Source organism: Thermococcus sp. P6, assembly GCF_002214525.1.
In the GTDB taxonomy this organism is placed as follows: Archaea; Methanobacteriota_B; Thermococci; order Thermococcales; family Thermococcaceae; genus Thermococcus.
In genome coordinates, this window is the sequence record NZ_CP015104.1 from 690,188 (window position 1) to 715,110 (window position 24,923).

At 55.7% G+C, this 24,923-nt stretch carries 19 protein-coding genes, 1 tRNA gene and 1 rRNA gene; 11 read left to right on the forward strand and 10 right to left on the reverse strand.

The genetic code is table 11. The features are described from left to right. Positions 1-41: 41 nt before the first annotated feature. The 4 genes from A3L12_RS03725 to A3L12_RS03740 all read right to left on the reverse strand — a co-directional run bounded on the left by A3L12_RS03725 (position 42) and on the right by A3L12_RS03740 (position 3,593). Positions 42-118 (reverse strand) — tRNA-Ala (locus tag A3L12_RS03725). A gap of 53 nt (positions 119-171) precedes the next feature. Next, positions 172-1,654: ribosomal RNA gene (locus A3L12_RS03730) — 16S ribosomal RNA — on the reverse strand. Positions 1,655-2,037: 383 nt separating this feature from the next. Beyond that, positions 2,038-2,889 carry a ribose-phosphate diphosphokinase gene (locus A3L12_RS03735; protein ID WP_088882369.1) on the reverse strand — a complete coding sequence of 284 codons (852 nt, stop codon included), beginning with the start codon at positions 2,887-2,889 and terminating at the stop codon, positions 2,038-2,040. Between the two features lie 53 nt (positions 2,890-2,942). Continuing rightward, on the reverse strand, positions 2,943-3,593 hold the full coding sequence (locus A3L12_RS03740) for a DUF1614 domain-containing protein (RefSeq protein ID WP_198300074.1): 651 nt from the start codon (positions 3,591-3,593) through the stop codon (positions 2,943-2,945). A gap of 169 nt (positions 3,594-3,762) precedes the next feature. On the opposite strand from A3L12_RS03740, the gene A3L12_RS03745 reads away from it, so the two are divergent. Both A3L12_RS03745 and radB read left to right on the forward strand, forming a co-directional pair. Further along, the gene (locus A3L12_RS03745) at positions 3,763-4,398 is read left to right on the forward strand and encodes an MBL fold metallo-hydrolase (RefSeq protein ID WP_088882371.1); all 636 of its coding nucleotides are present in this window, start codon (positions 3,763-3,765) and stop codon (positions 4,396-4,398) included. A gap of 11 nt (positions 4,399-4,409) precedes the next feature. Then, positions 4,410-5,087, forward strand: coding sequence for a DNA repair and recombination protein RadB (radB, locus tag A3L12_RS03750; RefSeq protein WP_088882372.1), 678 nt, complete (start codon positions 4,410-4,412; stop codon positions 5,085-5,087). On the opposite strand, the gene A3L12_RS03755 is transcribed toward radB, so the two are convergent. Continuing rightward, a complete protein-coding gene (locus tag A3L12_RS03755) occupies positions 5,072-6,487 on the reverse strand; it encodes a ribonuclease E/G (RefSeq protein WP_088882373.1) in 1,416 nt (471 codons plus the stop codon). The genes radB and A3L12_RS03755 overlap by 16 nt on opposite strands. Continuing rightward, positions 6,453-7,199 carry a hypothetical protein gene (locus A3L12_RS03760; RefSeq protein WP_088882374.1) on the reverse strand — a complete coding sequence of 249 codons (747 nt, stop codon included), beginning with the start codon at positions 7,197-7,199 and terminating at the stop codon, positions 6,453-6,455. The genes A3L12_RS03755 and A3L12_RS03760 overlap by 35 nt, the downstream gene beginning before the upstream one ends. A gap of 124 nt (positions 7,200-7,323) precedes the next feature. Here A3L12_RS03760 and moaA point away from each other — a divergent pair, with 124 nt between their 5' ends. Both moaA and A3L12_RS03770 read left to right on the forward strand, forming a co-directional pair. Then, entirely contained in the window at positions 7,324-8,250 is a 927-nt protein-coding gene (moaA, locus tag A3L12_RS03765) for a GTP 3',8-cyclase MoaA (RefSeq protein WP_088882375.1), read from the forward strand. Positions 8,251-8,289: 39 nt separating this feature from the next. Further along, the gene (locus A3L12_RS03770; protein ID WP_088882376.1) at positions 8,290-9,297 is read left to right on the forward strand and encodes a class I SAM-dependent methyltransferase family protein; all 1,008 of its coding nucleotides are present in this window, start codon (positions 8,290-8,292) and stop codon (positions 9,295-9,297) included. 8 nt (positions 9,298-9,305) lie between these two features. On the opposite strand, the gene A3L12_RS03775 is transcribed toward A3L12_RS03770, so the two are convergent. Both A3L12_RS03775 and A3L12_RS03780 read right to left on the reverse strand, forming a co-directional pair. Further along, positions 9,306-10,736: a replication factor C large subunit gene (locus A3L12_RS03775; protein WP_088882377.1), complete on the reverse strand. Its 1,431-nt coding sequence runs from the start codon at positions 10,734-10,736 to the stop codon at positions 9,306-9,308. 5 nt (positions 10,737-10,741) lie between these two features. Then, the gene (locus tag A3L12_RS03780; RefSeq protein WP_088882378.1) at positions 10,742-11,722 is read right to left on the reverse strand and encodes a replication factor C small subunit; all 981 of its coding nucleotides are present in this window, start codon (positions 11,720-11,722) and stop codon (positions 10,742-10,744) included. Between the two features lie 98 nt (positions 11,723-11,820). Between A3L12_RS03780 and A3L12_RS03785 the strand changes: the two genes are divergently transcribed. The 3 genes from A3L12_RS03785 (at position 11,821) to A3L12_RS03795 (ending at position 16,651) form a co-directional block, all read left to right on the forward strand. Beyond that, on the forward strand, positions 11,821-13,008 hold the full coding sequence (locus tag A3L12_RS03785; RefSeq protein WP_088882379.1) for a glycine C-acetyltransferase: 1,188 nt from the start codon (positions 11,821-11,823) through the stop codon (positions 13,006-13,008). A gap of 73 nt (positions 13,009-13,081) precedes the next feature. Continuing rightward, positions 13,082-14,587: a hypothetical protein gene (locus A3L12_RS03790; RefSeq protein WP_232462907.1), complete on the forward strand. Its 1,506-nt coding sequence runs from the start codon at positions 13,082-13,084 to the stop codon at positions 14,585-14,587. 129 nt (positions 14,588-14,716) lie between these two features. Continuing rightward, positions 14,717-16,651 carry a molybdopterin-dependent oxidoreductase gene (locus A3L12_RS03795; protein WP_232462908.1) on the forward strand — a complete coding sequence of 645 codons (1,935 nt, stop codon included), beginning with the start codon at positions 14,717-14,719 and terminating at the stop codon, positions 16,649-16,651. 86 nt (positions 16,652-16,737) lie between these two features. Here the strand turns inward: A3L12_RS03795 and endA are convergent, their stop codons facing one another. Next, positions 16,738-17,253, reverse strand: coding sequence for a tRNA-intron lyase (gene endA, locus A3L12_RS03800; protein WP_088882381.1), 516 nt, complete (start codon positions 17,251-17,253; stop codon positions 16,738-16,740). Beyond that, entirely contained in the window at positions 17,250-17,750 is a 501-nt protein-coding gene (gene rimI, locus A3L12_RS03805) for a ribosomal protein S18-alanine N-acetyltransferase (RefSeq protein ID WP_088882382.1), read from the reverse strand. Before rimI ends, endA begins: the two co-directional genes overlap by 4 nt. Positions 17,751-17,859: 109 nt before the next feature. On the opposite strand from rimI, the gene A3L12_RS03810 reads away from it, so the two are divergent. Genes A3L12_RS03810 through nurA form a run of 4 tightly spaced genes read left to right on the forward strand, consistent with a single transcriptional unit; the run spans position 17,860 to position 24,887 of the window. After that, positions 17,860-19,611: an ATP-binding protein gene (locus A3L12_RS03810; protein WP_088882383.1), complete on the forward strand. Its 1,752-nt coding sequence runs from the start codon at positions 17,860-17,862 to the stop codon at positions 19,609-19,611. After that, entirely contained in the window at positions 19,611-20,915 is a 1,305-nt protein-coding gene (mre11, locus tag A3L12_RS03815; RefSeq protein WP_088882384.1) for a DNA double-strand break repair protein Mre11, read from the forward strand. Before A3L12_RS03810 ends, mre11 begins: the two co-directional genes overlap by 1 nt. Further along, a complete protein-coding gene (gene rad50, locus A3L12_RS03820; protein ID WP_088882385.1) occupies positions 20,905-23,562 on the forward strand; it encodes a DNA double-strand break repair ATPase Rad50 in 2,658 nt (885 codons plus the stop codon). The genes mre11 and rad50 overlap by 11 nt, the downstream gene beginning before the upstream one ends. Positions 23,563-23,564: 2 nt before the next feature. Continuing rightward, positions 23,565-24,887, forward strand: coding sequence for a DNA double-strand break repair nuclease NurA (nurA, locus tag A3L12_RS03825; RefSeq protein ID WP_088882386.1), 1,323 nt, complete (start codon positions 23,565-23,567; stop codon positions 24,885-24,887). Positions 24,888-24,923 lie beyond the last annotated feature (36 nt).

Here is a 24,923-nt window from a genome sequence, read left to right on the forward strand (position 1 = left end):
CCCGAGCGTGGCTCGGGATGTGCACCTTCTCCATCTCTTCGTGGTGGACCGGCCGGGATTCGAACCCGGGGCCTTCGGCTTGCAAAGCCGACGCTCTCCCAGGCTGAGCTACCGGCCCACGGATGGCAGGCCCGACATCCCTTAAACCCCCCGGACGGACTTTCCGGCGATAGGAGGTGATCGAGCCGTAGGTTCCCCTACGGCTACCTTGTTACGACTTCTCCCCCCTCACGGAGCCCGGACTCGACCCGACCTCCCCGAAGGGAGATCAGGCCTCATCCAGACCCCGCTCGGGTGGAGTGACGGGCGGTGTGTGCAAGGAGCAGGGACGTATTCGCCGCGCGATGATGACACGCGGGTACTAGGGATTCCAGCTTCACGCGGGCGAGTTGCAGCCCGCGATCCGAACTGGGGGCGGGTTTAGGGGATTCCCTTCCCCTTTCGGGGTCGGATCCCATTGTCCCGCCCATTGTAGCGCGCGTGTAGCCCGGGGGTTTCGGGGCATACTGACCTACCGTCGCCCGCTCCTTCCTCCGGCTTATCGCCGGCAGTCCCCCCAGAGTGCCTCCTCCCCGGCGGGGAGGACTGGCAACTGGGGGCGCGGGTCTCGCTCGTTACCACACTTAAGTGGACGCCTCACGGTACGAGCTGACGGCGGCCATGCACCTCCTCTCGGCGTGTCCGGCAAGACCTTCAGCCTGGCCTTCATCCTGCCGTCGCCCCCGGTGAGGTTCCCGGCGTTGAATCCAATTAAACCGCACGCTCCACCCCTTGTAGTGCTCCCCCGCCAATTCCTTTAAGTTTCAGCCTTGCGGCCGTACTCCCCAGGCGGCGGGCTTAACGGCTTCCCTTCGGCACCGGGCGAGCACGAAGCTCACCCGACACCTAGCCCGCATCCTTTACAGCCAGGACTACCCGGGTATCTAATCCGGTTCGCTCCCCTGGCCTTCGTCCCTCACCGTCGGACCCGTTCCAGCCGGGCGCCTTCGCCACTGGCGGTCCTCCTGGGATTATAGGATTTCACCCCTACCCCAGGAGTACCCCCGGCCTCTCCCGGTCCCAAGGCCCGCAGTATCCCCAGCAAGCCCCACGGTTGAGCCGTGGGATTTCGCCAGGGACTTACGGGCCCGGCTACGGACGCTTTAGGCCCAATAATAGCGGCCACCACTCGGGCCGCCGGTATTACCGCGGCGGCTGCCACCGGCCTTGCCCAGCCCTTATTCCCGGAGCTTTTTACACTCCGGAAAAGCCGTGGCTTTGCCACGGCACTGGGGGTCCCCCCGTCGCGGTTTCCCGCATTGCGGAGGTTTCGCGCCTGCTGCGCCCCGTAGGGCCTGGACCCGTGTCTCAGTGTCCATCTCCGGGCTCCCACTCTCATGGCCCGTACCGATCTTCGGCTTGGTGGGCCGTTACCCCACCAACTACCTAATCGGCCGCCGGCCCATCCTCGGGCGCTAAACGCTTTCGGCCTGAGGACCTTCCAGTACCTCAGGCCTATGGGGGATTAGCCCCAGTTTCCCGGGGTTATCCCCCACCCGAGGGTAGGTTACCGACGTGTTACTGAGCCGTCCGCCGGTGCGCACGAGGCGCCCCTTGACTCGCATGGCTTAGTCGGACCCCCATAGCAGTGGCCTCCGGCAGGATCAACCGGAATTGAGCAAGGAGTACGGCCGGTGGGACTTCCCTCGAAGGGGAAGTACCAAAATATCCGTCCGGGGTTTAGTCGGGATGTCGGGCCTGCCTTACCCCCGAGGGGTCCCCCTTTCGGGGTTTCCTCGGGAGCGCACCTTTTGTGACCCGGGCTGGAGGGCGGGGTTCATGAGCGGGTGCTTTGCACCTCATCCCCCCGACGCCGCCGTCTTGGCGCCCGGGTTTGTCGCGCCCTATTCGGGCGCTCCACCCTATAGCTCGAGACCCCCATAGTGAAAAATTTTTGCAAAACGTATTTCCGGGGACCTTTCTAAAAAAGTAAGCTGTCAAAAAGCTCCATAAGAACTCACTATAATAAACATAAAAATGCTAAAAACCGGCGTTCCCTCATGGGCCGCTCGAAAGCCTCATTATGTCGGGGGTCAGGTCTATCCTCGAAACCGGGGTGGGTATGGTGTTCGTGACCGCGAGCTCGTCCACCGCGCTGCTCACCCTCTCTATCGCCCCCTCCGCGAAAATCCCGTGGGTGGCCGCGACGAAGACCTTCCTCGCACCCATGTCCCTCAGCAGGTTCGCGGCGCGGATCATCGTTCCTCCGGTGCTTATGATGTCATCCACTATGAGGACGTTCCTCCCCCTGACCTCAACGTCACCCGGGGTCATGCGAACCTCGGTTGGAGAGATGCGGACCTTTTGGAAATGGCCGTAATCCAGCCCCAGCCTTTCGGCAACGGCTTTAGCCCTCTCCAGAGCCCCTTTATCGGGAGCGAGGACCGTTCCCTCACCGAGCTTCTCCCCGAAGTACTCGGCCACGGCCCGGGCGGGCGAAAGGTTAACGGCCTTTCCCGGAAAGAAACTCAGCGTTCCCGGATTGTGGATGTCGAAAACGTAGAGCTCGTCGTAGTAAAGGCCGAGGGCTCTGAGCACGGCCCTGATGCTCACGGGCTCCCCTTCCCTGCTTGCCCTGTCCTGACGGGAGTAGGCCATGTACGGGATGACGGCCCTGAGTCTCCGAACCCCTCCCTCACGAAGTGCGTCCGCGATGAGGAGGGACTCGATAAGTTTCTCATCCTGCGGGGCAAAGGTCGACTGAACGACGGTAACCTCATCCGGAAAGTCTGCGACCCGGACGTACTTCTCCCCATCCGGGAACTTTCTTATCTCAACCTCAAGGATCCTACCACCCATGGCCTTTAATGGGCCTTCAAGGTGCCTGCCACCGCTTCCGATAACGAACATCGCCATCACCCTTTGCCGGTTGGGTGTTAAATCATGAACTTATAAAGCCACCGTTATACCAGAAGAACGGCAATAACCCCCGCGAGGAATACCCCGTCAAAGGTTCCCGCACCCCCTATGCTGACCATCGGGGCACCGAGCCTTTTGAGCTTCCCCCAGTTCATCAGATCCGCTCCTATGAGAACGCCCATCGTTCCGCTAACGTAGGCCACCAGCGTGGGGTTGTCCCCTCCGAGGGTCCAGCCGAGGAGCACCGCTATGAGCGGGGGCAGGAACATGGGCATCGCTATCCCGAGGCCCCTGACGGGCCTTGCCAGTGCGTGGCTGAAGAGGGCCGCTATAAGGGTTGCCAGAAGCACGTTGAAGAGGGTGGAGAACCTGCCGAGAAGGATCAACCTCGTGACCTCGTAGAGGACAACGCTGAGCGGAACCAGTGCCCCGCCGACGTTCACCGCTATGACCACCTTCCTCTCGGCCCAGTCGAAGTAGGGAACCGGGTAGGGGATACCGAGGAAGCGGACTTCCCTCAGGCCGATGATAGGCTCGTAGGTGGTCTCCTCCGCCACGGGGATGTTTATGAAACTGCCGAAGAGCGAGAAGAGAAAGAGGGTGTAGGCAACCCCGGGGGGAATGCCGAGCCTCGCGAAGGCGGTCGTGACCATACTCGAAAACACGAAAAAAACGACCATGAAGAGGATGAACATGATGAGCAGAAGGGGGAGCGAAACGGGGGGTATCAGGAAGTGCCTTCCTCTCACCACAACCACCGTCCTGAAGGATTTTATGTAGCTTACTCAACAGGGGTATTAAAAATCTATGCCCAACGAAAAACTTTAAGTCAACTTCGCCGAAACCACAGAAGGAGGTATTAACATGAGGATCATCTGGTACGGACACGCGTGCTTTTGGGTCGAGACGAGGGGTGTGAGACTGCTCATCGACCCTTATCCCGAGGTTGACGACGACAGAATCGGAGGGGTGGACTACATACTGATAACCCACGAACACGCTGACCACTACGGCAAGGTCGAGCTGCTCTCGAGGCTGAGGGACGCGACGGTGATAGGGCCCAAGCAGGTTTACGTGATGGCGATAAGTGACGGTGTAACGAAGGTCAGGGAAATAGAAGGTGGACAGACCTTAGAACTCGAGAACGGGGTTAAGGTTACGGCGGTTTATGTGGAACACCCCTCGAGCCAGTACCCCCTGGGATACCTGATAGAGGGGGAGGTAAGGGTATTCCACACGGGCGACACCTACCCAGCACCGGCCTTCCAGAGGCTCAGGGGAAAGGTCGACGTCCTCATGGTTCCCATAAGCGGGCGTTCGACTGCAAACGAGCGCGAGGCGGCCCAGATTGTCGAGGACATAAGGCCCAGAATAGTTATCCCCATGCACTACGGGGTTTACGGTGAGGGAAACGTCGAGAAGCTTCGGGAAGAACTGAAGAAGAGGCGCGTCTGGACTTTGCTTCGCCCGATGGAGCCCTACGAGGAGCTCACCCTTTAGCGGTGAGGGGAATGCTCACCACCGGGGTAAAATCACTGGATAAACTTCTCGGGGGCGGCATAGCCGAGGGCGTTCTAACCCAGATCTACGGGAGCTTTGCCGCGGGTAAGACCACGCTGGCAGTGCAGGTTGGACTCCTCAGCCCCGGAAAGGTCGCCTACGTTGATACCGAGGGGGGCTTTTCCCCGGAGAGGTTGAGGGGAATGGCGGAGGCGAGAAAACTCGAGCCGGATCGAGCCCTCCAGAGGTTCGTACTCTTCACACCGTGGGATTTCAGGGAGCAGGGGCGGGTCATAGGCGGTCTCAAGAGGGTCGTTGACGGCTCCTTTTCTCTGATAGTCGTTGATTCAATAACCGCCCACTATCGCGCGGAGGAGCGGAGGAAAGGCCTGACGAACGAACTGGCGAGACAGTTGCAGGTTCTTCTCTTCATAGCGAGGAGGAACAACATTCCTGTTATCGTCATAAATCAGGTCCACTTTGACAGTGGCACCGGGGGGATGCGAGCAGTTGCGGAGCACACCCTCGGCTACCGCACCAAGGACATCCTCAGGATGGAGAGGCTGAGCACCGGTCGAAGGATCGCGGTACTCGAAAGGCACCGCTTCCGGCCGGAGGGCGGTGTGGCCTACCTCAGAATAACGGAAAAGGGAGTGGAAGAGGATAATGGACCTCAGATCCTGTCGTAGACTTCCTGAGCTATCCTCAGGGCCGAGCGGTAGAGTTTCTCGGTGATGATGCCCTCCTCGTAGTGCGCCGTGAGTTTGTCCCTGTCTATTATCTCCTTCCTGCCGTCCGGCCACCTGACGATGTCCACCTCGAGATCAACGTACCTTGCCCTATCGGGGTACACCTCCACGGGAGTGTTGATGTTGTAGTACTCTCCCTTCAGGTTGCCGTTTCTGTCGTAGTATCTATGCACGAACCACCATTTACCCGCCTCTATCTCCGTTATCACGTAGTCCCCGAACTCTATAGGAACGTCCAGACCGTCGTAGAATTTTCCCGCCTTGAGATGGCGCCTGAAGGTTACCTTCAGCGGATCGGTTGATACCTCAACCACCTCGCCGGGCCCGATCTTTATCCTCTGGCCGTCGGGCTTGCAGTGCTCAAGGCTGAAGAGCCATCCCTTTCTGGGCCCCCTGCTGGCCACCAAGGTCTCCCAGAAGGCCGCGTTTACCTTATCCCTGTGGCCGGGAACCTTCGAAAGGATTCCCTCCGCTATCTCCACGGCAAAGCTCAGCTCCACATCGTAGGCCTTCAGCCGGTGGTGGCCCTCGATCGTAGGGATAACCTCGTTCCTTATACCGTCAAGCTTTCCCTTCGCGCCCCCTCCGAACTCCACCTCGTATATGTCCCTCCCCTCAACGATAAGGGACGGAGCCGGGTAGGAGTCGGCCTCCTTGAGCCTGTCCGCCAGTCTGGAGAGTTTTATTATCTCGTCCCTGAGGGTGTTCCAGTCCTTGTAGGCCGCCGCAGTTCTCCAGAGAACGCCCCATTCGCCGAGATCGATACTCAATCCAAGGATCCTGAGCCTTTCACGTTCGCTCTGATCCCTTATCTTCCGGGATATCTTGACGTGCCTCTGAGCACCCACTGGCTTGGGTATCAGGACGGCGTAATCCCCGGGAAGCGTGGGGGTAATGCTCAGCCTCGGCAGGACGTCGTGCTTTCTGACCTGCACGACAAATTCATCGCCCTCAACCGCCTCGGGAAGCTCCTTCACCGGAACCGTTCCAATGGCGCTTCCAATGTCCACGTAGACGTAGCGCTCGTCCTTCTTAACCACCATACCCCTGTAGATGCCGTAGAGCTGGTAGGGAAGCTTCCTGAAGAAAACGTCTATGAACTCCTCCTCAAGAACGCTTTTAACGTCCTCAACCTTTCTACCGACGAGGATTACCCCGTGGTGGTCTTTTTTGTCGTAAACATCGACGTCAAACTCGTCGTAGGTCTTCTCAAGGTTAAAGCGCTCGACTATCCTGTTGCTTGGCTGGGCAATTCCGAAGCCCCTGTCGAGGAAGAGCTTTGTCAGGGCCGTCGAGTAGATGCCCCTAACCCGAACCGAAACTCCTGTGTCTGTAGACACCTTCACCACCCCTCATTTTCTTTTCCACCACTCCTATGAGAGTCAGGCCCTCGAGTATCTCGCCGGCCTTCTCGACGCCGCTTAGCTTTTCAACGTTCCTCGCCTCAACCCAGAGCAGTCCTCTGGAGTGCCAGTCCATCAAAGCCCTCTCAACCTTATGAACGTCACCGGGATGGGTGTAGAGCCTGAACAGGAAACCCCTCAGGGTTTCGAACTCGCTCTGGAGTTTCTTAATCTTTTCGAGTTCTCCCATTATACCCGAAGGCACCTTTTTCTCCTTTTCGCCCTCCAGAAACGGGCCCAGCTCCTCGACCTCTTTCATGATCTCGCTGAGCGCCTTCCAAACGGCGTAGTCGTAAACCTTGTGGAACTGCATGAGCCTGTCGAGGGCCGTGGAGAGCTTTAACCTCGTCTCGTAATCCTTCCCCCTGGCGAGAACGTGGAGGACCTCCTCGAGACGGAACTTCATCTGGTGCTCGTTGCGGTAGAGCTCCTTCGTCTGCTCCTCGATTCGACCGCCGAAACCACCTGCCTCCCGGTAAAGGGACGAGGCAACCTCGAGCATCTCACCGGAGAGGGCGTAAAGGTCCTTAACCTTCTCGGCGAGGGCTTCCCATTCCATCTCACCGTAGATCCCGGAGAACCTCTTTTCAAAACTGGAGTGAAGCGTCTTAAGTTTTAAAAGCATCTCCCGAAACTCCTCAACCTTCATGAGGAACCTCCCCTGTGATAATCTCAGGCTCCCCCTACTTGTAGTTTTCGATGGGGCGTGTTAAACACAATAGCTTACCCACAATCTTTTTTTAAGTCAAAACGCTCATTATCACGGTGGTTTAATGACCTTTTACGACCGCTTCGGCAGGCCGGTAACGAACCTGAGGATCTCCCTGACCCAGAAGTGCAACTACCGCTGCTTCTTCTGCCACAGGGAGGGCCAGCACTTCATCGCCCAGCTCGAGCTCACCCCCGAAGAGATAGAGAGAATCGTTAGAGTGGCGTCGAGGGCTGGAATACGGAAGGTCAAGCTAACGGGCGGGGAGCCCACCGTGAGGAAAGACCTGATCGAGATCGTGAGGCGGATAAAACCCTACCTCGTGGACCTCTCCATGACGACCAACGGGAGCAGGCTAAAGGAGCTGGCGAAACCGCTGGCCGAAGCGGGCCTCGACAGGGTCAACGTTTCCCTCCACAGCCTCAAACCCGATGTTTACAGAAGGATCACGGGCGTTGACATGCTGGACACCGTCCTCAAAGGGATAAGGGAGGCAACCAAACACCTCTCCCCCGTAAAGCTCAACATGACGGTTATGAGGGGCCTCAACGATGACGAGATATGGGATATGGTGGATTTTGCGGCGAGAAACGGTGTTATTCTCCAGCTGATAGAGCTCGAGGCCCCGAGAGAGCTCACTGAGACGGGCTTTTTCCGGAGGTACTTCTACCCGCTGAAACCCGTTGAGAAAAAACTCGAGCAAATGGCCGTTGAAACCCGCGAGAGGCGGATGCATAGGCGGAAGAAGTACTTCATCCCAACGGACTACGGAACCGCGGAGGTTGAGGTGGTAAGGGCCATGCACAACACGGTTTTCTGTGCCAACTGCACGAGACTCAGGGTAACCTCCGATGGGAAGTTCAAGACCTGCCTCCTGAGGAGCAACGACCTGATAGACTTTGCGACGGCCCTCAGAAACGGGGCGAGCGATGGTGAGCTGCTCGAGATCCTGAGAAAGGCCGTCCTCATGCGGGAGCCCTACTGGAGGTAAGCGTTTTAAGGTTTCCCCCGAACCCCACCCGGTGAGAGGTTGCCCGCGGTGAGGGTTCCGAAGGAGAGGGCCGAATCCCTTAAAGAAAGGCTGAAAAAACTGGGCCTTTACGATGGTAAGAGACGCCCAAGGCGCGATGGTGATTCCGTTCTCCTCCCGGTTATAGAAGACCCGGGAATAGAGGGACTCGAGGTGCTCCCCATAGACCTCCCCCTGAGGCCTGAAAGGCAGATATACGTGACCCTCGAGGACGTTCTCAGGGAAAAGCTGAGCGAAGAGGAACTGAGGCACCTCATGAGGTACGACGTGATAGGGGACATAGCCGTGGTTCGGATAGCCCCTGAGCTCGAGCACCGCGTTGAGGATATCATCGGGGGCCTCAGGAAGGTTCACCCCTTTCTGAAGGTGATAGCGAGGAAGGGCTTCCACAGCGGTCCCTTCAGGGTGGGGGAATACTCCGTAATCTGGGGCGAGAACAGGCTCGAAACCGTTCACAGGGAGAACGGCGTTGAGATAAAGGTTGACCTCGGCAGGGTGTTCTTCAACCCCCGGATGAAGGGTGAGCGCTACAGGCTCGCCCGGCTCGTCCGCGACGGCGAGAAGATCCTCATACCCTTCGCCGGTGTTCTGCCCTATGCCCTCGTTATAGCCCGCCGTAAAAGGGTCAAAATAACGGCCGTCGAGCTGAACGAGGAGGCTTACAGGCTCGGCCTCGAGAACCTCGAGCTCAACAGAAAGAGGTTGAGGGGAGAGGTGGAGTTCATACACGGGGATGCCTTCAGGATCCTTCCGGAGCTTCCGACCTACGACAGGGTGATAAGCCCGACCCCGAGGGGTGTCGATGCCCTGAGCCTGACCCTCTCAAAGGCCGGGAGGTTCCTCCACTACTACGACTTCGTCCACGAGGCAAAGATGGGAGAATTCAGGGGGAGGATAATTGAGCACTGCCGGAAAACCGGAAGGGACTGCGATGTGAGAATAAAGAAGGTCAGCGACTTCAAGCCGCACACCTTCAAGGTCTGTGCCGACGTTCACATCAAAGGATAAAGGGAAAGTCAGCCCTTCTTCATGAAGTCGAAGAGGCTCGCCTGCTTGCCCTTCTTCTCCTTCTTCTCCTGCTTTTCCTTCTTTTCCAGAGGTTCCATCTCCTCTTCCGCCTTCCTGAGCTCCTCCTCGCTTATCTCCACGGACTCCCGGGTTGCAGCTCTGACGTGCTCCTCGAGTTCCGACCTCTCCCTCAGTTTTTTCTCGATGTTCATGCTCTTTCCCCATATCGTCCTGGCCTTCTCTCCATCCCCGGCTATGAACTCAACCTCCTTAAGGTCGAGATCGAGGTAGACCACGAAGTGGGCCGCCATGTCAGGGTTGTGCCTGAAGACCACCCTCAGCAGGTTCAGGGTTTCGAGCGCCTCAACCCTCGCCATGTGCATTTCCTTCATGATCTTCCTGAGGACCGAGTCCCTTAACGAGCGCTCCCCCTTGCTCTCGGTGAGGAGCTTTATCGTCCTCGGCGGGTAGATCCTTACAAAGCCCTTCCTCTTAACCCCCGCAACCGCAACCCCTGCGGTCATCATGTCGTTTGCGTACTTCCAGAGACCGTAGTTTCCGGTTCTCTGGGCCCGGCCGAGGTATATGTCCGCCCTGCTCAGGGCATCGTAGGCGTGGGCTATGTCCTCAGGCCGGGAGTAGACGTAGGGCAGATTCTCGGATATCCACTGAAGGAGCTCGTGCGGGAACATGTCAACACCGAGAACGGCCATCTTGGCCTTCCATGCGTTGTCCGTCGCGAACAGCCCTGCCAGAGCCCGAAAAACGCTTTTCTCAGTATCGCGGTAGGCGAGGACTTCCGTCGCATCCTCCAGACTGGAGGAAACGACCGTCTGAAGGTCGTTTATAGCGGCCCTGAGGTCACCGCTTGACCTCTTCGCTATCTCGTAGAGGAGCTCCTTCGGAACGGTCAGGCCTTCGGCGTGGAGTATCCGGACGAGCCCCTTTATGACGTCCCTCTGCGTAAGGCGTTTGTATTCAACTATCTGGGCCTTCCGCCTTATCTCAACCGGAACCTCCCAGTAGTGGTTGGCCGCCATGACTATCGGGTTCCGGGCCCTGTCTATGAGCTTCGCTATCTCCCTCGCCCCGCCGGGCTCGATGTTATCGGCCTCGTCAAGGAACACGAGCTTCCTCCTCTTTCCAAGGATGTCGAGGGTGTAAGCGGCCTGAACGTAGCGCTCCACCTTTTCGTAGGTCCTCTCGTCACTCGCGTTGAGCTCGATTACCTCAAAGCCGTATTCCCTCGCCAGGGCGTATACTGTAGCGGTTTTGCCCGTTCCCGGGGGGCCGGCCAGGATTAAGGCCTTCTTCTTAGGGGGTTTGCCCCCAAGCCATTCCTCTACCCACGCCCTGACCTGCTCCACCGCCCGGGTCTGGTTTATGATCTCCCTGAGGCTCCTCGGACGGTACTTCTCGACCCACGGGACCTCCGGCATGGTCATCACTTGCCCATTATGGTGAACTGCGCCAGAAGGGCCTCCAGCTGTATCATCTCGTTGGCCCCCTCGACGAGGCGGAAGTTGTACTCCCCTATCCTGTCGGCCAGAGCCACCTTCCTGTCCTCCGGTATGGGGAGGCTGAAGACCTCCCTGTGCATCTGAATGAGTATATCCTCCCCGCTCAGGCCCTGTTTCAGGAGCACGTCCCTGAGCTTCTCCCTCGCCTTGAGGAAGTTGCCCTCCAGAGCCAGCTTCATTATCTCCCTGACGTCCTCCGGTCTCGCCCTGCTCGCCACGAGGAAGACGTTCTCGTCGGTTATCCTCGTGTCGAGAGCCGCGGCTGCCTGAAGAACGTTTATGGCCCTCCTGAGGTCTCCTTCGGCCACGTAGAGAAGTGCTTCGAGGCCGTCAGGGGTCAGTTCAAGTCCCTCGTTTTCGGCTATGAGCTCTATGCGCCTCGCTATGTCCTCATCGTTAAGTGGCCTGAAGCGGAAGATGGCACACCTCGACTGTATCGGCTCGATGATCTTCGAGGAGTAGTTGCAGCTGAGTATGAAGCGAACGTTGTTGGAGAACATCTCCATCGTTCTCCTGAGGGCCTGCTGGGCATCCTGAGTTAAAGCGTCGGCTTCATCGAGGAAGATTATCTTGAAGCTCGCACCCCCTATGGGCTTCGTTCTGGCAAACTCCTTCACCTTCTCGCGAATGACGTTGATGCCGCGCTCGTCGCTCGCGTTCAGTTCGAGAAAGTTGTGCCTCCAGCTTTCTCCGAAAAGCTCCCGCGCGAGGCACAGCGCGGCGGTCGTCTTTCCAACGCCCGGTGGTCCGGCGAACAAAAGGTGGGGCATGGAACCGGTTTTAACGTAGTGTTTAAGCCTCCTGACTATGTGATCCTGACCGACCATGTCGTCGAGCCTCTGAGGTCTGTACTTCTCGACCCACGGCTTTTCGAGAATCTTAACCTCCTTTACCTCCTCCGGCATGGTTACCACTTCCGTGAGACCATCGACCCGGGGGTATTAAGTCTTTTGTATGTGAAAAACTTTTATACTTTAATGTCCAAGAACCAGCGGTGGTTCTCATGGGGAAGCTTGACTGGATTCGTGAAGAACTGGAAGAGCTCAAGGAGAAGGGCCTTTACGTGACCATAAGAAAGCTTGAAAGCTCCCAGGGGCCGTGGATTGTGGTCGATGGGAAGAAAGTTCTCAACATGTGCTCCAACAACTACCTCGGCCTCGCGGCGCATCCGAAGATAAAAGAGGCCGCCATAAGGGCCATTCTCGACTACGGCGTCGGTGCCGGAGCCGTTAGGACCATAGCCGGGACGATGGAGTTGCATGTTGAGCTCGAGGAGAAGCTCGCCAAGTTCAAGAAGAGGGAGGCAGCCATCCTCTTCCAGAGCGGCTACAACGCGAACCTCGGTGCCCTGAGCGCCCTCCTGACCAAGAAGGACGACGGCGTGTTCATCAGCGAGGAGCTAAACCACGCAAGCATCATAGACGGAATGCGCCTCAGCGGTGCACCCAAGGTCATCTACAAGCACCTCGACATGGAGGACCTGAAGAAGAAGCTCGAAGAGGTCAAAGACAAAAAGAAGAAGCTCATAGTGAGCGATGGCGTGTTCTCAATGGACGGTGACCTCGCCCCCGTTCCGGAGATGGTGGAACTCGCGGAGCAGTACGATGCCATGGTGTACATAGACGACGCCCACGGTGAGGGTGTCCTCGGAGAGAGCGGCAGGGGTATAGTGGACCACTTCAAGCTCCACGACAGGGTGGACTTCGAGATGGGAACGCTCAGCAAGGCCTTCGGTGTCATCGGCGGTTACGTTGCCGGGCCGGAGGAGGCGATAGACTACCTCAGGCAGAGGGGAAGGCCCTTCCTCTTCTCGAGCGCACCGAATCCGCCGGACGTTGCCGCCGCCATAGCCTCAGTTGAGATACTCCAGAAGAGCGATGAACTCGTTAAAAAGCTCTGGGACAACACCAGATTCCTCCAGAAGGGTCTCAGGGACCTCGGCTACGACCTCGGCAACACGAAGCACCCGATTACGCCGGTTATGCTCTACGATGAGAAGAGGGCTCAGGAGTTCTCGAAGCGCCTTTACGAGGAGTACAACATCTACGCGCAGGCCATAGTCTATCCGACGGTTCCGCTCGGAACTGCCAGAATAAGGCTCGAGCCGTCGGCAGCTCACAGCAAAGAGGACCTTCAGTACGTGCTGGACTCCTTCGAAGACCTCGGGAAGAAGACGGGCTTTTTGAAGTGATGCCCTCCCTCTTTTTTTTGGTTACCATCAAAAATTTAAGTAAACGGGAAGGGTTCACGATTTTTAATTCTTAATGGTAAAGTTTATAAGGAATTATGAAGCAATTGATATGGGTGTTGCCATGAAAATCAAAAAACCCCTGCTGGTTCTTCTAACGTTGATCCTCATTGGAGGAACCATGGTGGGGGCTTTAAACTACACCACAAACAACAACGAAACGGTAGTCAAAATCTTCGGCTACAACGCTTACAGAATACACGGTTCAGGGCGTTACGTTATTTACTACCCCCTGCCCAACGGAAGCGTTAAAATCCTCAAAAGGGGGAAAGCCGGCTTCTTCCCGACCTTCGTCAAGGTACCCGAAGAGGAATGGGTTAAAGCCCTCTCAACCGGAGAAAAAGCCCTCTATGCTCCACCAACCCCCCTAATACTCTACGTTACTGAAGACGGAAAACTCGGAGTCAAAAGCCTGAGCACGAGCAGGGTGGAACTCGACGGGGAGAACGCCCTCGACCTGAAAGGTGGAATTCAAACCACTGAATTAAAAACCGTAAGCGGAAAAGAAGCCGGAGTTCAAACGAGCCACTCGTGTCCAAACCAATGGATAGACTTGGGGGGAAGGTACTGTCTCAACCCCCAGTGGGACCTCCAGTTCGACAGTACTGCAAAAGCAAAAACCTTCAACGAATGGATTTCAGTTGCGGGCTTGAAGGTGGAGAACAACGCCGCAGAAGAAGTGGATTTTGACTGGATACTCTACCTCACCAGGAGCACTTACAGTTACTGGACGGTTGGAATTGGGGTGGGGCCCTTCACGGTCCTCAGCGTGTCCAAAGGAAAACAATTCGACGGCTGGACACTTTATGTAGACTATCAATCGTTCCCTTACCTGACGGTTAATTCTGATAACTGGGGGAGGTATCTAAACATTAAGGTGGAGTACATTGTAGCTCACGCCAAGGTTTCCGCTTACGACAAGTTGAGGGGTGACTACGTGGACATAGACGTGGCTAAAGTGTACCCCATGAAAATCCACAGCACCGGAAAGTATAGGATACGTGAGTCCCCTACAAAGGGCACTTACTTCACGGAGGCAGACGGGGACAACGCTCCGAGAATAACCACCACCCCCAGCATGTGGAGAATCCCGAATGATGCCGATTGGAAGAGGAAATGGTTAAACGCCGGAAGCTGGGAAACTGTTGTTGACATTTACCAAACCCAGGGCAGTAGTTTCTCTTCAAGCACCAGTCTGAGCATTCCGATTGGTTATGCGGGTGGGAAGTACCTCGCGAGTTTGAGCCCAACCCTCTCAAGAGTGGCCAACACCCTCAGTCTAACGGTCGGATTCCACACTTACACGGGTGCATTTTCATATGCAAAATACAGCGTTTATGTTAAGCCCAAGAAGGATTGTTATGGGATGTACAGTGTTTTTGGGGTTAATTGGGAGTTGACCGGGCCGGAGGTTAGTGTGCCGATGGTTTTCAGCGTTGTAACGGATGGTAAAGTTTCGTCCCCACCCTGCGATCCGAGGACCGGTACCTGCACAACCTCCGAAGAGACGGCAGAAGGTTGAAGGGCTACAAGAACCGTCGTGTTCTCAGGAATTGGTTCCTGGTTTTCTACCATTAAAATTTTTGATTCTCCAAACCCCCGGGAAAGGTTTGGATAAAGGGAAATAAACGTTTTAAACTTTCCTCGTTACATGCCCACAGGTGAGCCAATGTTCAGCGTGTGTATGAGGGATTGTTATGACACATGTTCATTGATAAGCAGGTTTAAAGATGGGAAGCTTGTAGTAAAGGGAAACCCAGAGCACCCGATTACAGGAGGATTTCTCTGCCCGAAAGGAGCACTCCTTCCAAAGTGGTTTCACAGCGGAGATAGACTCAAGGTCCCTCTAATAAGGGCGGGAAAAAGAGGGGAACAAAATTTCAGGGAAACTTCCTGGGAAGAGGCCATTTCAATGGTGGCGGATAGGCTCAGGGAAACGATTAGGGAACATGGAAGTGAGAGCGTTTTGGTGTACCAGTATTCGGGGGACAGGGGCATAATAAATTATTCCTTTCCGCTACGATTGTTCCATTATCTGAACGCATCCATGCTTGACTATGGGATTTGTGACAGGGCGGGCCAAGAGGCTCTAAAGGATGTTTATGGCACTGCTGTTGGAGCCGACCCGGAGGCACTCAGGGATCAAAAATTAATTGTTTACTGGGGCATAAACGCATTTTGGACCAACCTCCATGGATTTGTGCTTGCCGAAAAGCTTGGGCTTGAGAGATGGACGGTAGACGCTGTGAAAAGTGAAACTGCCAAGAGAAGCGATAAATTCTTTCAAATAAAACCCGGCACCGATGTTCTCTTTGCCCTCGGGATTGCAAAGCTTATAATAAAGAATGAGCTTTATGACGAAGAATTCATCCGGCAGACTACCTTCGGGTTTGAGAAATTCAGGGATTATGTGTCAAAGATTGAACTGGAGTTCGTGGCGAGTGAAACAGGGATTAAAAAGAGCGAGATTGAGGAGTTCGCCTTTGAATACTCCGAGAAGAGGGGAGTGATCCATATAGGTTACGGTATGCAGCGCTCCCTTGCCGGAGGTGAAGCCGTGAGAGCAATCTCCCTCCTGCCAGCCCTCGTAGGGCACAGATTCGGCTTTATATATGATATGAAATCCATTGACAAGAGCTATGCCGAGGGGGCATTTCTAAGGAAGGGAAAGATTAAGCGGATTCCCCAGATGAAACTTGCGGAGTACATAGAAAAAGGGGATATCAAGTTCCTCTACATTTACAATGCGAACCCTCTGGCTTCTCTTCCAAATCAAAACCGGCTCAGAAAAGCATTTGAGGAAAGCGATGTCTTTGTTGTGGTTCACGATATATTCCTAACGGATACCGCTCTATTCGCGGATGTTGTTCTCCCGGCCAACACATTCTTCGAGCGCCTGGATATTGCCGATTCCTATTACCACCGCTACGTTGCCCTAAACGAGCCTGTGGGGCGATTGCATGGAAAGAGCAACTATGAGGTTACAAAAATGCTGGCGAGTGCCCTTGGGATTAAAAATCCCTATCTGTACGAGCCCGAGGAGGAGATAATACGCAAAATCCTTGAGAAAAATGGCCTGAGCTTTGAGGAGCTTAAGAAAAAGGGGTTCATCCGGGTCTCTGAAGGCCCCCGTGGATACAGCACACCAAGCGGAAAAATTGAATTCTTCTCCCAAAGAGCCCTTGGGAGGGGTTTAAAACCTTTTCCTGAATACAAGCCCATGAAGGGAAAGGGGCTTCAGCTTTTAAGTCCTACCCACAGGATGACCATAACGAGCCAGTATCACAACACCTATGGAATGATTGATCCGGACCTCCATATGAACCCCGAGGATGGCGCGGTTAGAGGAATTGGCGATGGGGAGAGGGTCCAGGTTTACAACGAAAGGGGAGCCATTGAAACAAAGGTTAAACTTACAGAGGACGTTCCCCGGGGAGTCGTCGTGCTGTACAAAGCATTTTGGCCAAAAATCCTGGGCTGGAACGTCAACTTCCTCACGACCGATGAGGTTGATGAAGGATACGGGAACTCATCCGCATATCACTCCACATGGGTGGAGGTTAGAAAAGCAGGCCGGGAAAAATAAACCCATTGGTTTTGATTCCTTGGGGGCAAACCGGAACGTGATTCCATAGAGGAGTGCATCACTTTTCTGGGCTTTTTACGTTTTCCCTAAAACTTCACCCAGTTAACCTGATAATAGACCACGTCGTTGTCCTCGTCAACAACCGCCATCACCATGTTCTTCCTGACGCCGTGGGCCACCCTCACCCTTGCGGTGATGTCGTTGGGGGATATGCGGGCGTTCTCGGGGACGACCCAGACCAGCCACTGGGAGTGCTCCTCCATCCCGCGCCTGTAAACCCGGAAGTGCGAACCGAACTTGAGGGCCGACTTGACGGTGTAGCCACGATCCCTCAGGTCCGTGTAAACGAGGAGCTTTATGTCGAACTGATCGTCCCTCTTCCTCCCGAGCTCCACCAGTTCCTCGAAGGAAAGCTCCTTCTTCCCCCTAAAAACCCTTATCCTTCCCTTTTTCAGAAGGTAGGCCGCCTCGATGAGCGAGAGGAAGAGCCTACCGTTTATCACCTCACCGAAGTAGCGTTTGTTGTAAAACCTGTTTATGGCCTTCTCCCCCTCGCTGAAGACCCTGTCACCGCTCAGCTGAAAGGTTACGGGTTCCTTCAATCCATCCCACCCCATTCTTCGGCCGGCAGAAGCATGTAGTAAGCGTCCTCACCGTCAAGATAGTAGCCGACTATACGCTTTATCTTCCTGAAGCCGAAGCGTTCGTAGAGCTTTATGGCACCCTCGTTGCTCACCCTGACCTCAAGACCTATGTAGCGGGCACCCTTCTTTATGAGCCTTTCGATGGCCTCCTCGAGCAGGGCCGAACCCACGCCGTTTCCCCTGTAGGCGGGATCAACGGCGATGCTCATTATGTGCCCCTCGAGGTCGGGCCGCAGGTAGCCCATCACGTAGCCGATTATCTTACCGGAGTACTCGGCCACGAGAAAGGTGTCCGGGTTGTTCTCGAGGAAAACGAGGAACACTCCACGGGGGTACTCCTCACGGAAGGATTGCCTCTCGATCCTCACGACTTCCGGGATATCGAAGAGTTTTGCCGGCCTTATAACGACCATCGCCAGTGGAATCCGGGAAGGTTTCCTGAGGGACGTGCTCATGTTTTAAACTACCCCCAAGGGCTTTTAAGGATTGAGGGAGGACCGCGATAACCCCACTCCGCTGAGTAAAGTTTAAAATCCCCGGGGATAACAACCATCAGGTGATATCATGCGTATAGCAGAGAGACCCGACGAGCCGGTCGGGATCGTGACCGGTGAAGCGACCGTGAACTCCTTCCAGTTCTACGCCCGTCCCGATGCCGACCTCAGGTTCGGGGATTTTGTGGTTGCAAAGCTATGCAGGGAGACCCGGGATAGGGGGTGCAGGCTTGGAGAGAACGCGGAGTGGGTTCTTGGAACCATCAGGGGCATAAAGAACATCAACTGGCTCCTCAGCGAGGGAAAGAGCACCTTCGGGAGCCTTGATCTGGATCTGAGGGAGTACGGGGAGAGCATAGGAGAGAACGAGGCTTTGATAGTTACCGTTCATATTCTGGGGCGGATAAGCTTCGGAAAGAACGTTGAGATAGTCCCCAGCCGCGTGCCCGTTCCGAACGGGAACGGCGTCTACAGAGCCAGCACGGAACTCCTCAGGGCCCTCTACCGCGGAGGCGAGGGGTTCATTGAGCTGGGGACGCTCCTCCTGCGGGAAGACGTGCCCGTATACCTGAACGTTGACGAGCTGATTTCGAGGCACTTCGCAATTCTGGCGGTTACAGGAGCCGGCAAGAGCAACACCGTCTCCGTTATGCTCGGGGGGCTGATAGAGAAGCTGAGGGGAACCGTGGTGGTGCTCGATCCCCACGGCGATTACGTGAACCTGAGCCTCCCGGAGACAGGCACCGATTACGTTAACCTCATAGAGGCAAAGATCCGGCCGGAAGATATGGACGGCGAGGAACTGGCCGACCTCATGGGAATAGGAAAGAACGCCCCCATACAGCGCTCCTACCTCATACGTGCATGGGACACCGTCCTTCACGAGAACCCCGGTTTAGGCGGGAGGGAAGCCATAAATGCCACCCTGAAGGTCCTTCGAGACTGGATCTCCAAAGGCGAGGGCAGGTACTGGGACCCGCACTCCAATGAATACTCCGAGGTGGAAGAGATAAAGGCGGACGAGAAAAAGACCATAATGAGGCTGACGATGAGGATATCCCGCTTCATGAGGAACTACGGCCACCTGCTCTCAAGCGAGGACATGGTGGCATCGATCGAGGCCGGAAAGGTGAACGTCATAGACCTCGGACCGCTGGACGAGAACCAGATGAAGCTCGTCGCATCGAAGCTCCTTGAAAAGATCTTCGAAAAAAGGATGGACTACGAGAAGGCAAAGAAGAGGCTCGAACACCTGAGGAACAGACCCGGAAATCCGGAAGAGGTGAAGGAACTCGAGGAGGTCATCCGCTCGGTGGAGGCATCCTATCCAGCCCTTTCCGAGCCATTACTTGTGGTGGTTGAGGAGGCCCACATATTCGCACCCAACAATGAGGGGGGCGAGGTCGTCAGGGTCCTCGGCAGGATAGCGAGGGAAGGGAGGAAGTTCGGCGTCGGACTTGGTCTCGTGTCCCAGAGGCCGAGCAGGCTCAGCGAAGACGTCCTCAGCCAGACGAACACGAAGATAATCATGCGCATAGTCAACCCGAGGGATCAGAACTACGTCATAGCGGCCAGCGAACAGCTGAGCGGTGAACTGATGGAGGACATCGCGGGCCTTGGAAAGGGCGAGGCCGTCGTGGTGGGGCAGGCGATAAGCCTTCCGGCACTGGTGAAGATCCACGACTTCAAGGCACTGGGAGGCAACTACGGTGGAGAGGACATAGGCGTCGTGAAGCGCTGGAAGGCGAGGCTGGAGCGCGAAAGGACCGAAAGGGAAAAGAGAGAGCTCTACGAAGAGGCCGGAGTGGAGGTAGACTTCTGATGAAGTTCGCCCACATCGCAGACGTTCACCTCGGCTTCGAGCAGTACCGCCTCCCCTACAGGGCCCGGGAGTTCGCCAGATCCTTCGAGGAGGCCGTTGACAGGTCCATAGAGGAAGGGGTGGACTTTATACTCATAGTCGGTGACCTCTTCCACTCGAGCAGGCCCAGTCCCGGGACGATACAGGAGGCCTTAGAGGTGCTTGAAAAGCCGAAGAAGGCAGGGATACCCGTCTTCGCCATAGAGGGAAACCACGACAGGACCCAGAGGAAGGTGTCCGCCTACAACCTCCTCGAGAGGCTCGGCCTCCTCCACCTAATCGGCCTGAGGGATGAAAGGGTGGAGAACGACTTCCTGACGAGCGAGAGACTTGGAAGCAAATACCTCGTCAGGGGAACCGTCGAGACCGGAAGGAGAAGCGTTGAAATCCACGGAATAAAATACATGAGCGCCGCGTGGTTCGAGAAGAACAAACTAACGGAAATATTCAAACCGGAAGGAGACGCCATCCTGATGCTCCATCAGGGGATAAAGGAGCTCGTGGAGAAGATGGCCGGGATCATCCCCGATAGCCAGCGCGACTACTTCGAACTGAGGATGAAGGACCTTCCCAAGGGGTACCGCTACTACGCCCTCGGCCACATCCACAGGGAGTTCGTCACGAGCTACGACATCGGAACGCTGGTCTATCCGGGCTCGCTCCAGCGCTGGGACTTCGGGGACTACGAGGTTCGCTACCGCTGGAACGGGAGGAGCTTTATTCCGGAGGCCGGCACAAGAAAGGGTTTCTACATCGTCGAAGATTTCAAACCGAGGTTCGTCGAGCTTAAGGTGAGGCCCTTCGTGGACATCAAACTCAAAGCCGACGAGGAGACCGCCATAAGGGAACTGCAGCGCCTGAGGGAGAAGATACCGCGCGAGGCCTTCGTGAGGCTTGATATAAGCTGGGAAAAACCCTACGACGTTTCGGGTTTCCGGAGGATACTCGAGGTGGAACACCTCTACGTAAGAGCACGCTTTGAGGGCAAGAAGGGAGTGCCCGGGAGTGGAGGCCTACCTGAACCCGGGAAGTACTTCACCCCCGTGGAACTGAAGACGATAAGGCTGGCAGGAGAAAAGGACTTCAACGAGGTCGATGCCGTGATCGAGCTCTTCCTGAAGGGCGAAGAGGAGACGGAACCAACGCTTACGGATGAAAAATCGGCTATAAAAGTAGAGCCAGTGGAGAGGGTAAAACCGGAGGGACCAAAACCCAAAAAGCCCTCAAACATTCTCGCGTGGATCGGTGGTGGAGATGAAGATTGAGAAGCTCATCGTGGCCGATTTCCGATCTCACCGGTTAACTCAGGTCGAGTTCAAGGACGGGATAAACCTGATAATCGGCCAGAACGGAAGCGGTAAGAGCTCCCTCCTCGACGCGCTCCTCATCGGCCTCTACTGGCCCAGCAGACCGAAGGACCTGAGGAAGGGGGACTTTCTCAGGATAGGAGGGAACTCCACGGAGATAACCGTCTACTTCGAGAAGGAAGGCGTTAGGTATCAGGTCCATAGAAAAATAACGAAGGGCGTGGCCTTTGCGAAGTATCACGACGGAACGTCGTGGAAGCACGTTTCCGAGACCAGCCATAAGACCGTAAGGGACTGGATGGAAAAGCTCATCCCGTACGATGTTTTTCTCAACGCCATTTACATAAGGCAGGGCGAAATCGATGCGATCCTCGAGAGCGACGAGAGCAGGGAGAAGGTGGTGAGGCAGGTTCTCGGCCTTGACAGGTACGAAAACGCCTACAACAACCTCCTCGAAGTGAGGAAGGAGATAGACAGAAGGATAAAATCGACGGAGGAGTTCCTGAAAAGGACGGAGAACATCGACGAACTCATCAGGGATATGGAGAAAAAACTCGAGAAGACCCTCAAGGAGATAAAGGAACTCTCCAGAAGGATTCCGGAGCTGGAGAAAGAGCTGAAGGAGGCGAGAGAAAAGCTCAACCACCTCAAGGAGCTTAAGGGAAAGATCGATAGCCTCAGGCTCGAGATCAAGGAAAGTGAAGGAAGGAAGGAAGCCCTCAAGAGCAAGCTGGCCGAACTCGAGAAACGCATCTCCGAGGGCGAGAAAAAGGTGAAAGAGCTGGAGGAGAAGGTTAAGGAGCTAAAGGGACTTAAGGAACGGAGCGAGCAGTACCTAAATCTATTGAAATTCAGAGGGTACTACGTGGAGGAGAGGGGAAAAAACGAAGGGCTGGCCGGGAAATACAGGACGGGAATAGAGGAGATCGAAAAACGCCTCGCCGAGCTGGAGAAGGTTGAAAAGCAGCTCGCCGGGATGAAGAAGAAGGCCGACGAGCTCAGGAAAAAGTTGAGGGAGCTGGAGGAGGAAGCCAAAAGGTATGAGAAGGTTAAAACCCTGCTGAAACAGCTAAAAGACCAGAGAAATCGCCTGAAGTACTCCGAGGAAGAAATAGCGAATCTTTCCTCCAGAATCGAGGAAGCAAAAGCCCGGAGGGAGGAGATTCTGGAGGAACTTCAGAAGATACAGGGGGAACTCGGCGGGCTCAAGAACCTCATAGGTGAGAGGAACAGGGCGATAAAGGAGCTGGAGGGGGCAACGGGCAGGTGTCCCGTCTGCGGCAGGGAGCTGACGGAGGAACACCGGAATGAGATAATCGAAAGGTACAGAAGGGAGGTTTTAGAAGCCTCCGGGGAAGTTAAGAGGCTCAAGGAGAGGAAAGAAGACCTGAACAGAGAACTCCGGGAAATAACAGAGATTCTGAAGGGGGAGCGGGAACTCACGGAGCAGAAGACGATACTCGAGGATATCAAAAGGCTCGAGGGGGAGCTGAAGAAATACAACGTCGAAGAACTGCGTAGAAAAGGGAAGGAATACGAGAAGAGCAGGGAAGACCTGAACAGGCTTGAGGGCGAGCTAAAGAGCATGGAAAATGAGCTTAAAAAGAGGGAAGAGCTCGAAAACAGGAAAAAAGACCTCGAGGAGAAGCTCAGGTCCGTGGAGCTCCGGCTGAAGGAACTCGATAAAGAGCTCCGGGAGAGGGGTTTCTCGAGCGTCGGGGAGCTCGATGCGAAGCTCGAAGAGCTCAAACCGTTCTACGAGAGGTACCTCCAGCTGAAGGGTTCGGAAGAGGAGCTCAAAAGGGAGCGGGAGAAACTGGAGGGGCTCCGGGGGGAGCGCGAGGAGACGGAAAGAAACCTCAAAGCAGAGGAAGAAAATCTGAAGGCGCTTAAGGAGGAACTAAAAGAGAAGGAAGCACTTTACAGCGAGGAAGAGCATAAAAGAACCGAAGAACTCGTCTATTCACTGGGTGAAGAGCTGGCAGGGATGAGGGCGAATCTAAAAGCCCTTTCAAAGGAGCGCGATGAACTCACGAACAACCTCGGTAGACTCAGGGAGGAGAAGGAACTCAGGATCAGAAAGAGGAAGGAACTGGAAGGTCTCAGGAAAGCCCGCGAAGATGTTCAGAAGCTGAGGGAAAAGCTAAAGCGCTACAAGGCCATGCTGAGGGAGAACGCCCTCTCAAAGGTCGGCGAGCTGGCAAGCGAGATATTCGAGGAACTCACGGAGGAGAAGTATTCGGGGATAACCGTCAGGGCCGAGGAGAAGAAGGTAAGACTCGGGGTGGTGTACGACGGCAGAGAGTACGGCCTCGGTTTCCTCAGCGGTGGGGAGAGGATAGCCCTTGGTCTGGCCTTCAGGCTCGCACTGTCCCTCTATCTGGCGGGGGAGATAAGCCTGCTGATTCTGGACGAACCGACGCCCTACCTCGACGAGGAGAGGAGGAGAAGGCTCGTTGACATAATGCAGCGCTATTTAAGGAAGATCCCTCAGGTGATAGTCGTTTCCCACGACGAAGAACTGAAGGACGCTGCGGACAGGGTGATAAGGGTTAGCCTCGAGAACGGCGTATCAAGGGTCGAAGAGGTAAGGATGGAGGTGTGAGGATGTACAGGCTCATGGACAGGGGGAGCGTTGACAGGATAAAGAGGATGCTCCTGAAGGGCTACAACATGGCTCGGGAGAGTCTAAAGGCCATAGAGTGGAGGGAACTTCCGGAAAGGAGGAAGAGCAGGGTCTACGCCATCGACGGGAGTCAGGGAAAGCAGAGGCTCAGCGGAACGATTATTTACGCGGTCTCGAGCTACGCCTTCGGCAACGGGGCACCCTACAGACTGGTCCACACCAACGCCATGCTCTACAATCAGGGCATATCCGACCAGATAATCCGCCTCCAGATGGAGACCCTCGAAAACAAACTCGGCTTTCTGGCCGGAAAGATCGGGAAAGTGGATTACGTGATGATGGACGGAACCCTTACCGGCTCGCTCACGAGGCCACCCGTGTATCCGGAGAGCGTGAAGGGACTGACCACCATAGAGACGGTTCTGGGAAGTGAAGCCCTTGAGGAGCTCGTGGAGAGGTTCGTCGGGATGCTCGACGAGCATTACAGGGAACTTGAAGAAAGACTCCGAAAGGGGGAGCGGGTGAACAACGGGGTCGTTCTGGCTGACGAAAAGCTCGAGGAGTTTTCCGGGTTCTACGAAGCCATGGAAGGGTCCACCGTAAGGGATTTTTCGGGGAGCATCAGGATCGATAGGAAGACCCTCGAAAGCTACAGGGATAGCGGGATGAGCGCGGGGGAGATGATCGAAAAGCTGTTGAGCGAGTACGGGGAAGGGCGGGAGCTGGGCCTCGATGACGCGAGGAACGCCGTCCACGTCGTCCTCGGTTATCTGGAGTACCTCTACTCCCTCGAGAGGCTCCTCGGGAACGGGGAGTTCGATCTCGTCTACGTCGCCAAGAGCTTCTACAACAGGAAGCTGACCCAGAAACTCGGCCTGGACATCGTTGACGTGCCCTATCTGGACGCTTACCTGAGGAAGGCCTACGGCGAGGAAAGGCCCGGCTACTACGTGATAACGCAGGGAACGAAGATAAGCCACAGAATGCCAAGGGTCCTCAGGAAACGGTTCCCGGCCGTTAAGAACACCATGGAAAGGGGCGTTCCCATGGCCTACATCCGGACGATGAAGGGGGGCGTCATATACCTCCTACAGAGCAACCGCGAGATAGACGACGACCTCCTGTCGGCTCTCCTGTGGCACGAGAGAAACGGCTATTTCAGGCCCCTCCAGAGGGCCCACGAGGGTGTGAAGATCGAGAGGAAAACCTTTGAGGCTGAACTTGGGGCACTGCTCAACACGATAAAGGCAGAGAACCCGGAGCTCAGGGTTTTCCTGAAGTACGGGAGAAGCCCGCTGGAGTGACCCCGGGAGAGAAGCCTTTCCTCTTTTTAACCTCAG

Bases quoted from the DNA above. Each gene is read 5' to 3' on its own strand.
- A3L12_RS03735 (WP_088882369.1), bottom strand. From the start codon at position 2,889: ATGTTCGTTATCGGAAGCGGTGGCAGGCACCTTGAAGGCCCATTAAAG.
- A3L12_RS03740 (WP_198300074.1), bottom strand. From the start codon at position 3,593: ATGTTCATCCTCTTCATGGTCGTTTTTTTCGTGTTTTCGAGTATGGTC.
- A3L12_RS03745 (WP_088882371.1), top strand. From the start codon at position 3,763: ATGAGGATCATCTGGTACGGACACGCGTGCTTTTGGGTCGAGACGAGG.
- radB (WP_088882372.1), top strand. From the start codon at position 4,410: ATGCTCACCACCGGGGTAAAATCACTGGATAAACTTCTCGGGGGCGGC.
- A3L12_RS03760 (WP_088882374.1), bottom strand. From the start codon at position 7,199: ATGAAGGTTGAGGAGTTTCGGGAGATGCTTTTAAAACTTAAGACGCTT.
- moaA (WP_088882375.1), top strand. From the start codon at position 7,324: ATGACCTTTTACGACCGCTTCGGCAGGCCGGTAACGAACCTGAGGATC.
- A3L12_RS03775 (WP_088882377.1), bottom strand. From the start codon at position 10,736: ATGCCGGAGGTCCCGTGGGTCGAGAAGTACCGTCCGAGGAGCCTCAGG.
- A3L12_RS03780 (WP_088882378.1), bottom strand. From the start codon at position 11,722: ATGCCGGAGGAGGTAAAGGAGGTTAAGATTCTCGAAAAGCCGTGGGTC.
- A3L12_RS03785 (WP_088882379.1), top strand. From the start codon at position 11,821: ATGGGGAAGCTTGACTGGATTCGTGAAGAACTGGAAGAGCTCAAGGAG.
- A3L12_RS03790 (WP_232462907.1), top strand. From the start codon at position 13,082: ATGGTAAAGTTTATAAGGAATTATGAAGCAATTGATATGGGTGTTGCC.
- A3L12_RS03795 (WP_232462908.1), top strand. From the start codon at position 14,717: ATGCCCACAGGTGAGCCAATGTTCAGCGTGTGTATGAGGGATTGTTAT.
- rimI (WP_088882382.1), bottom strand. From the start codon at position 17,750: ATGAGCACGTCCCTCAGGAAACCTTCCCGGATTCCACTGGCGATGGTC.
- A3L12_RS03810 (WP_088882383.1), top strand. From the start codon at position 17,860: ATGCGTATAGCAGAGAGACCCGACGAGCCGGTCGGGATCGTGACCGGT.
- mre11 (WP_088882384.1), top strand. From the start codon at position 19,611: ATGAAGTTCGCCCACATCGCAGACGTTCACCTCGGCTTCGAGCAGTAC.
- rad50 (WP_088882385.1), top strand. From the start codon at position 20,905: ATGAAGATTGAGAAGCTCATCGTGGCCGATTTCCGATCTCACCGGTTA.
- nurA (WP_088882386.1), top strand. From the start codon at position 23,565: ATGTACAGGCTCATGGACAGGGGGAGCGTTGACAGGATAAAGAGGATG.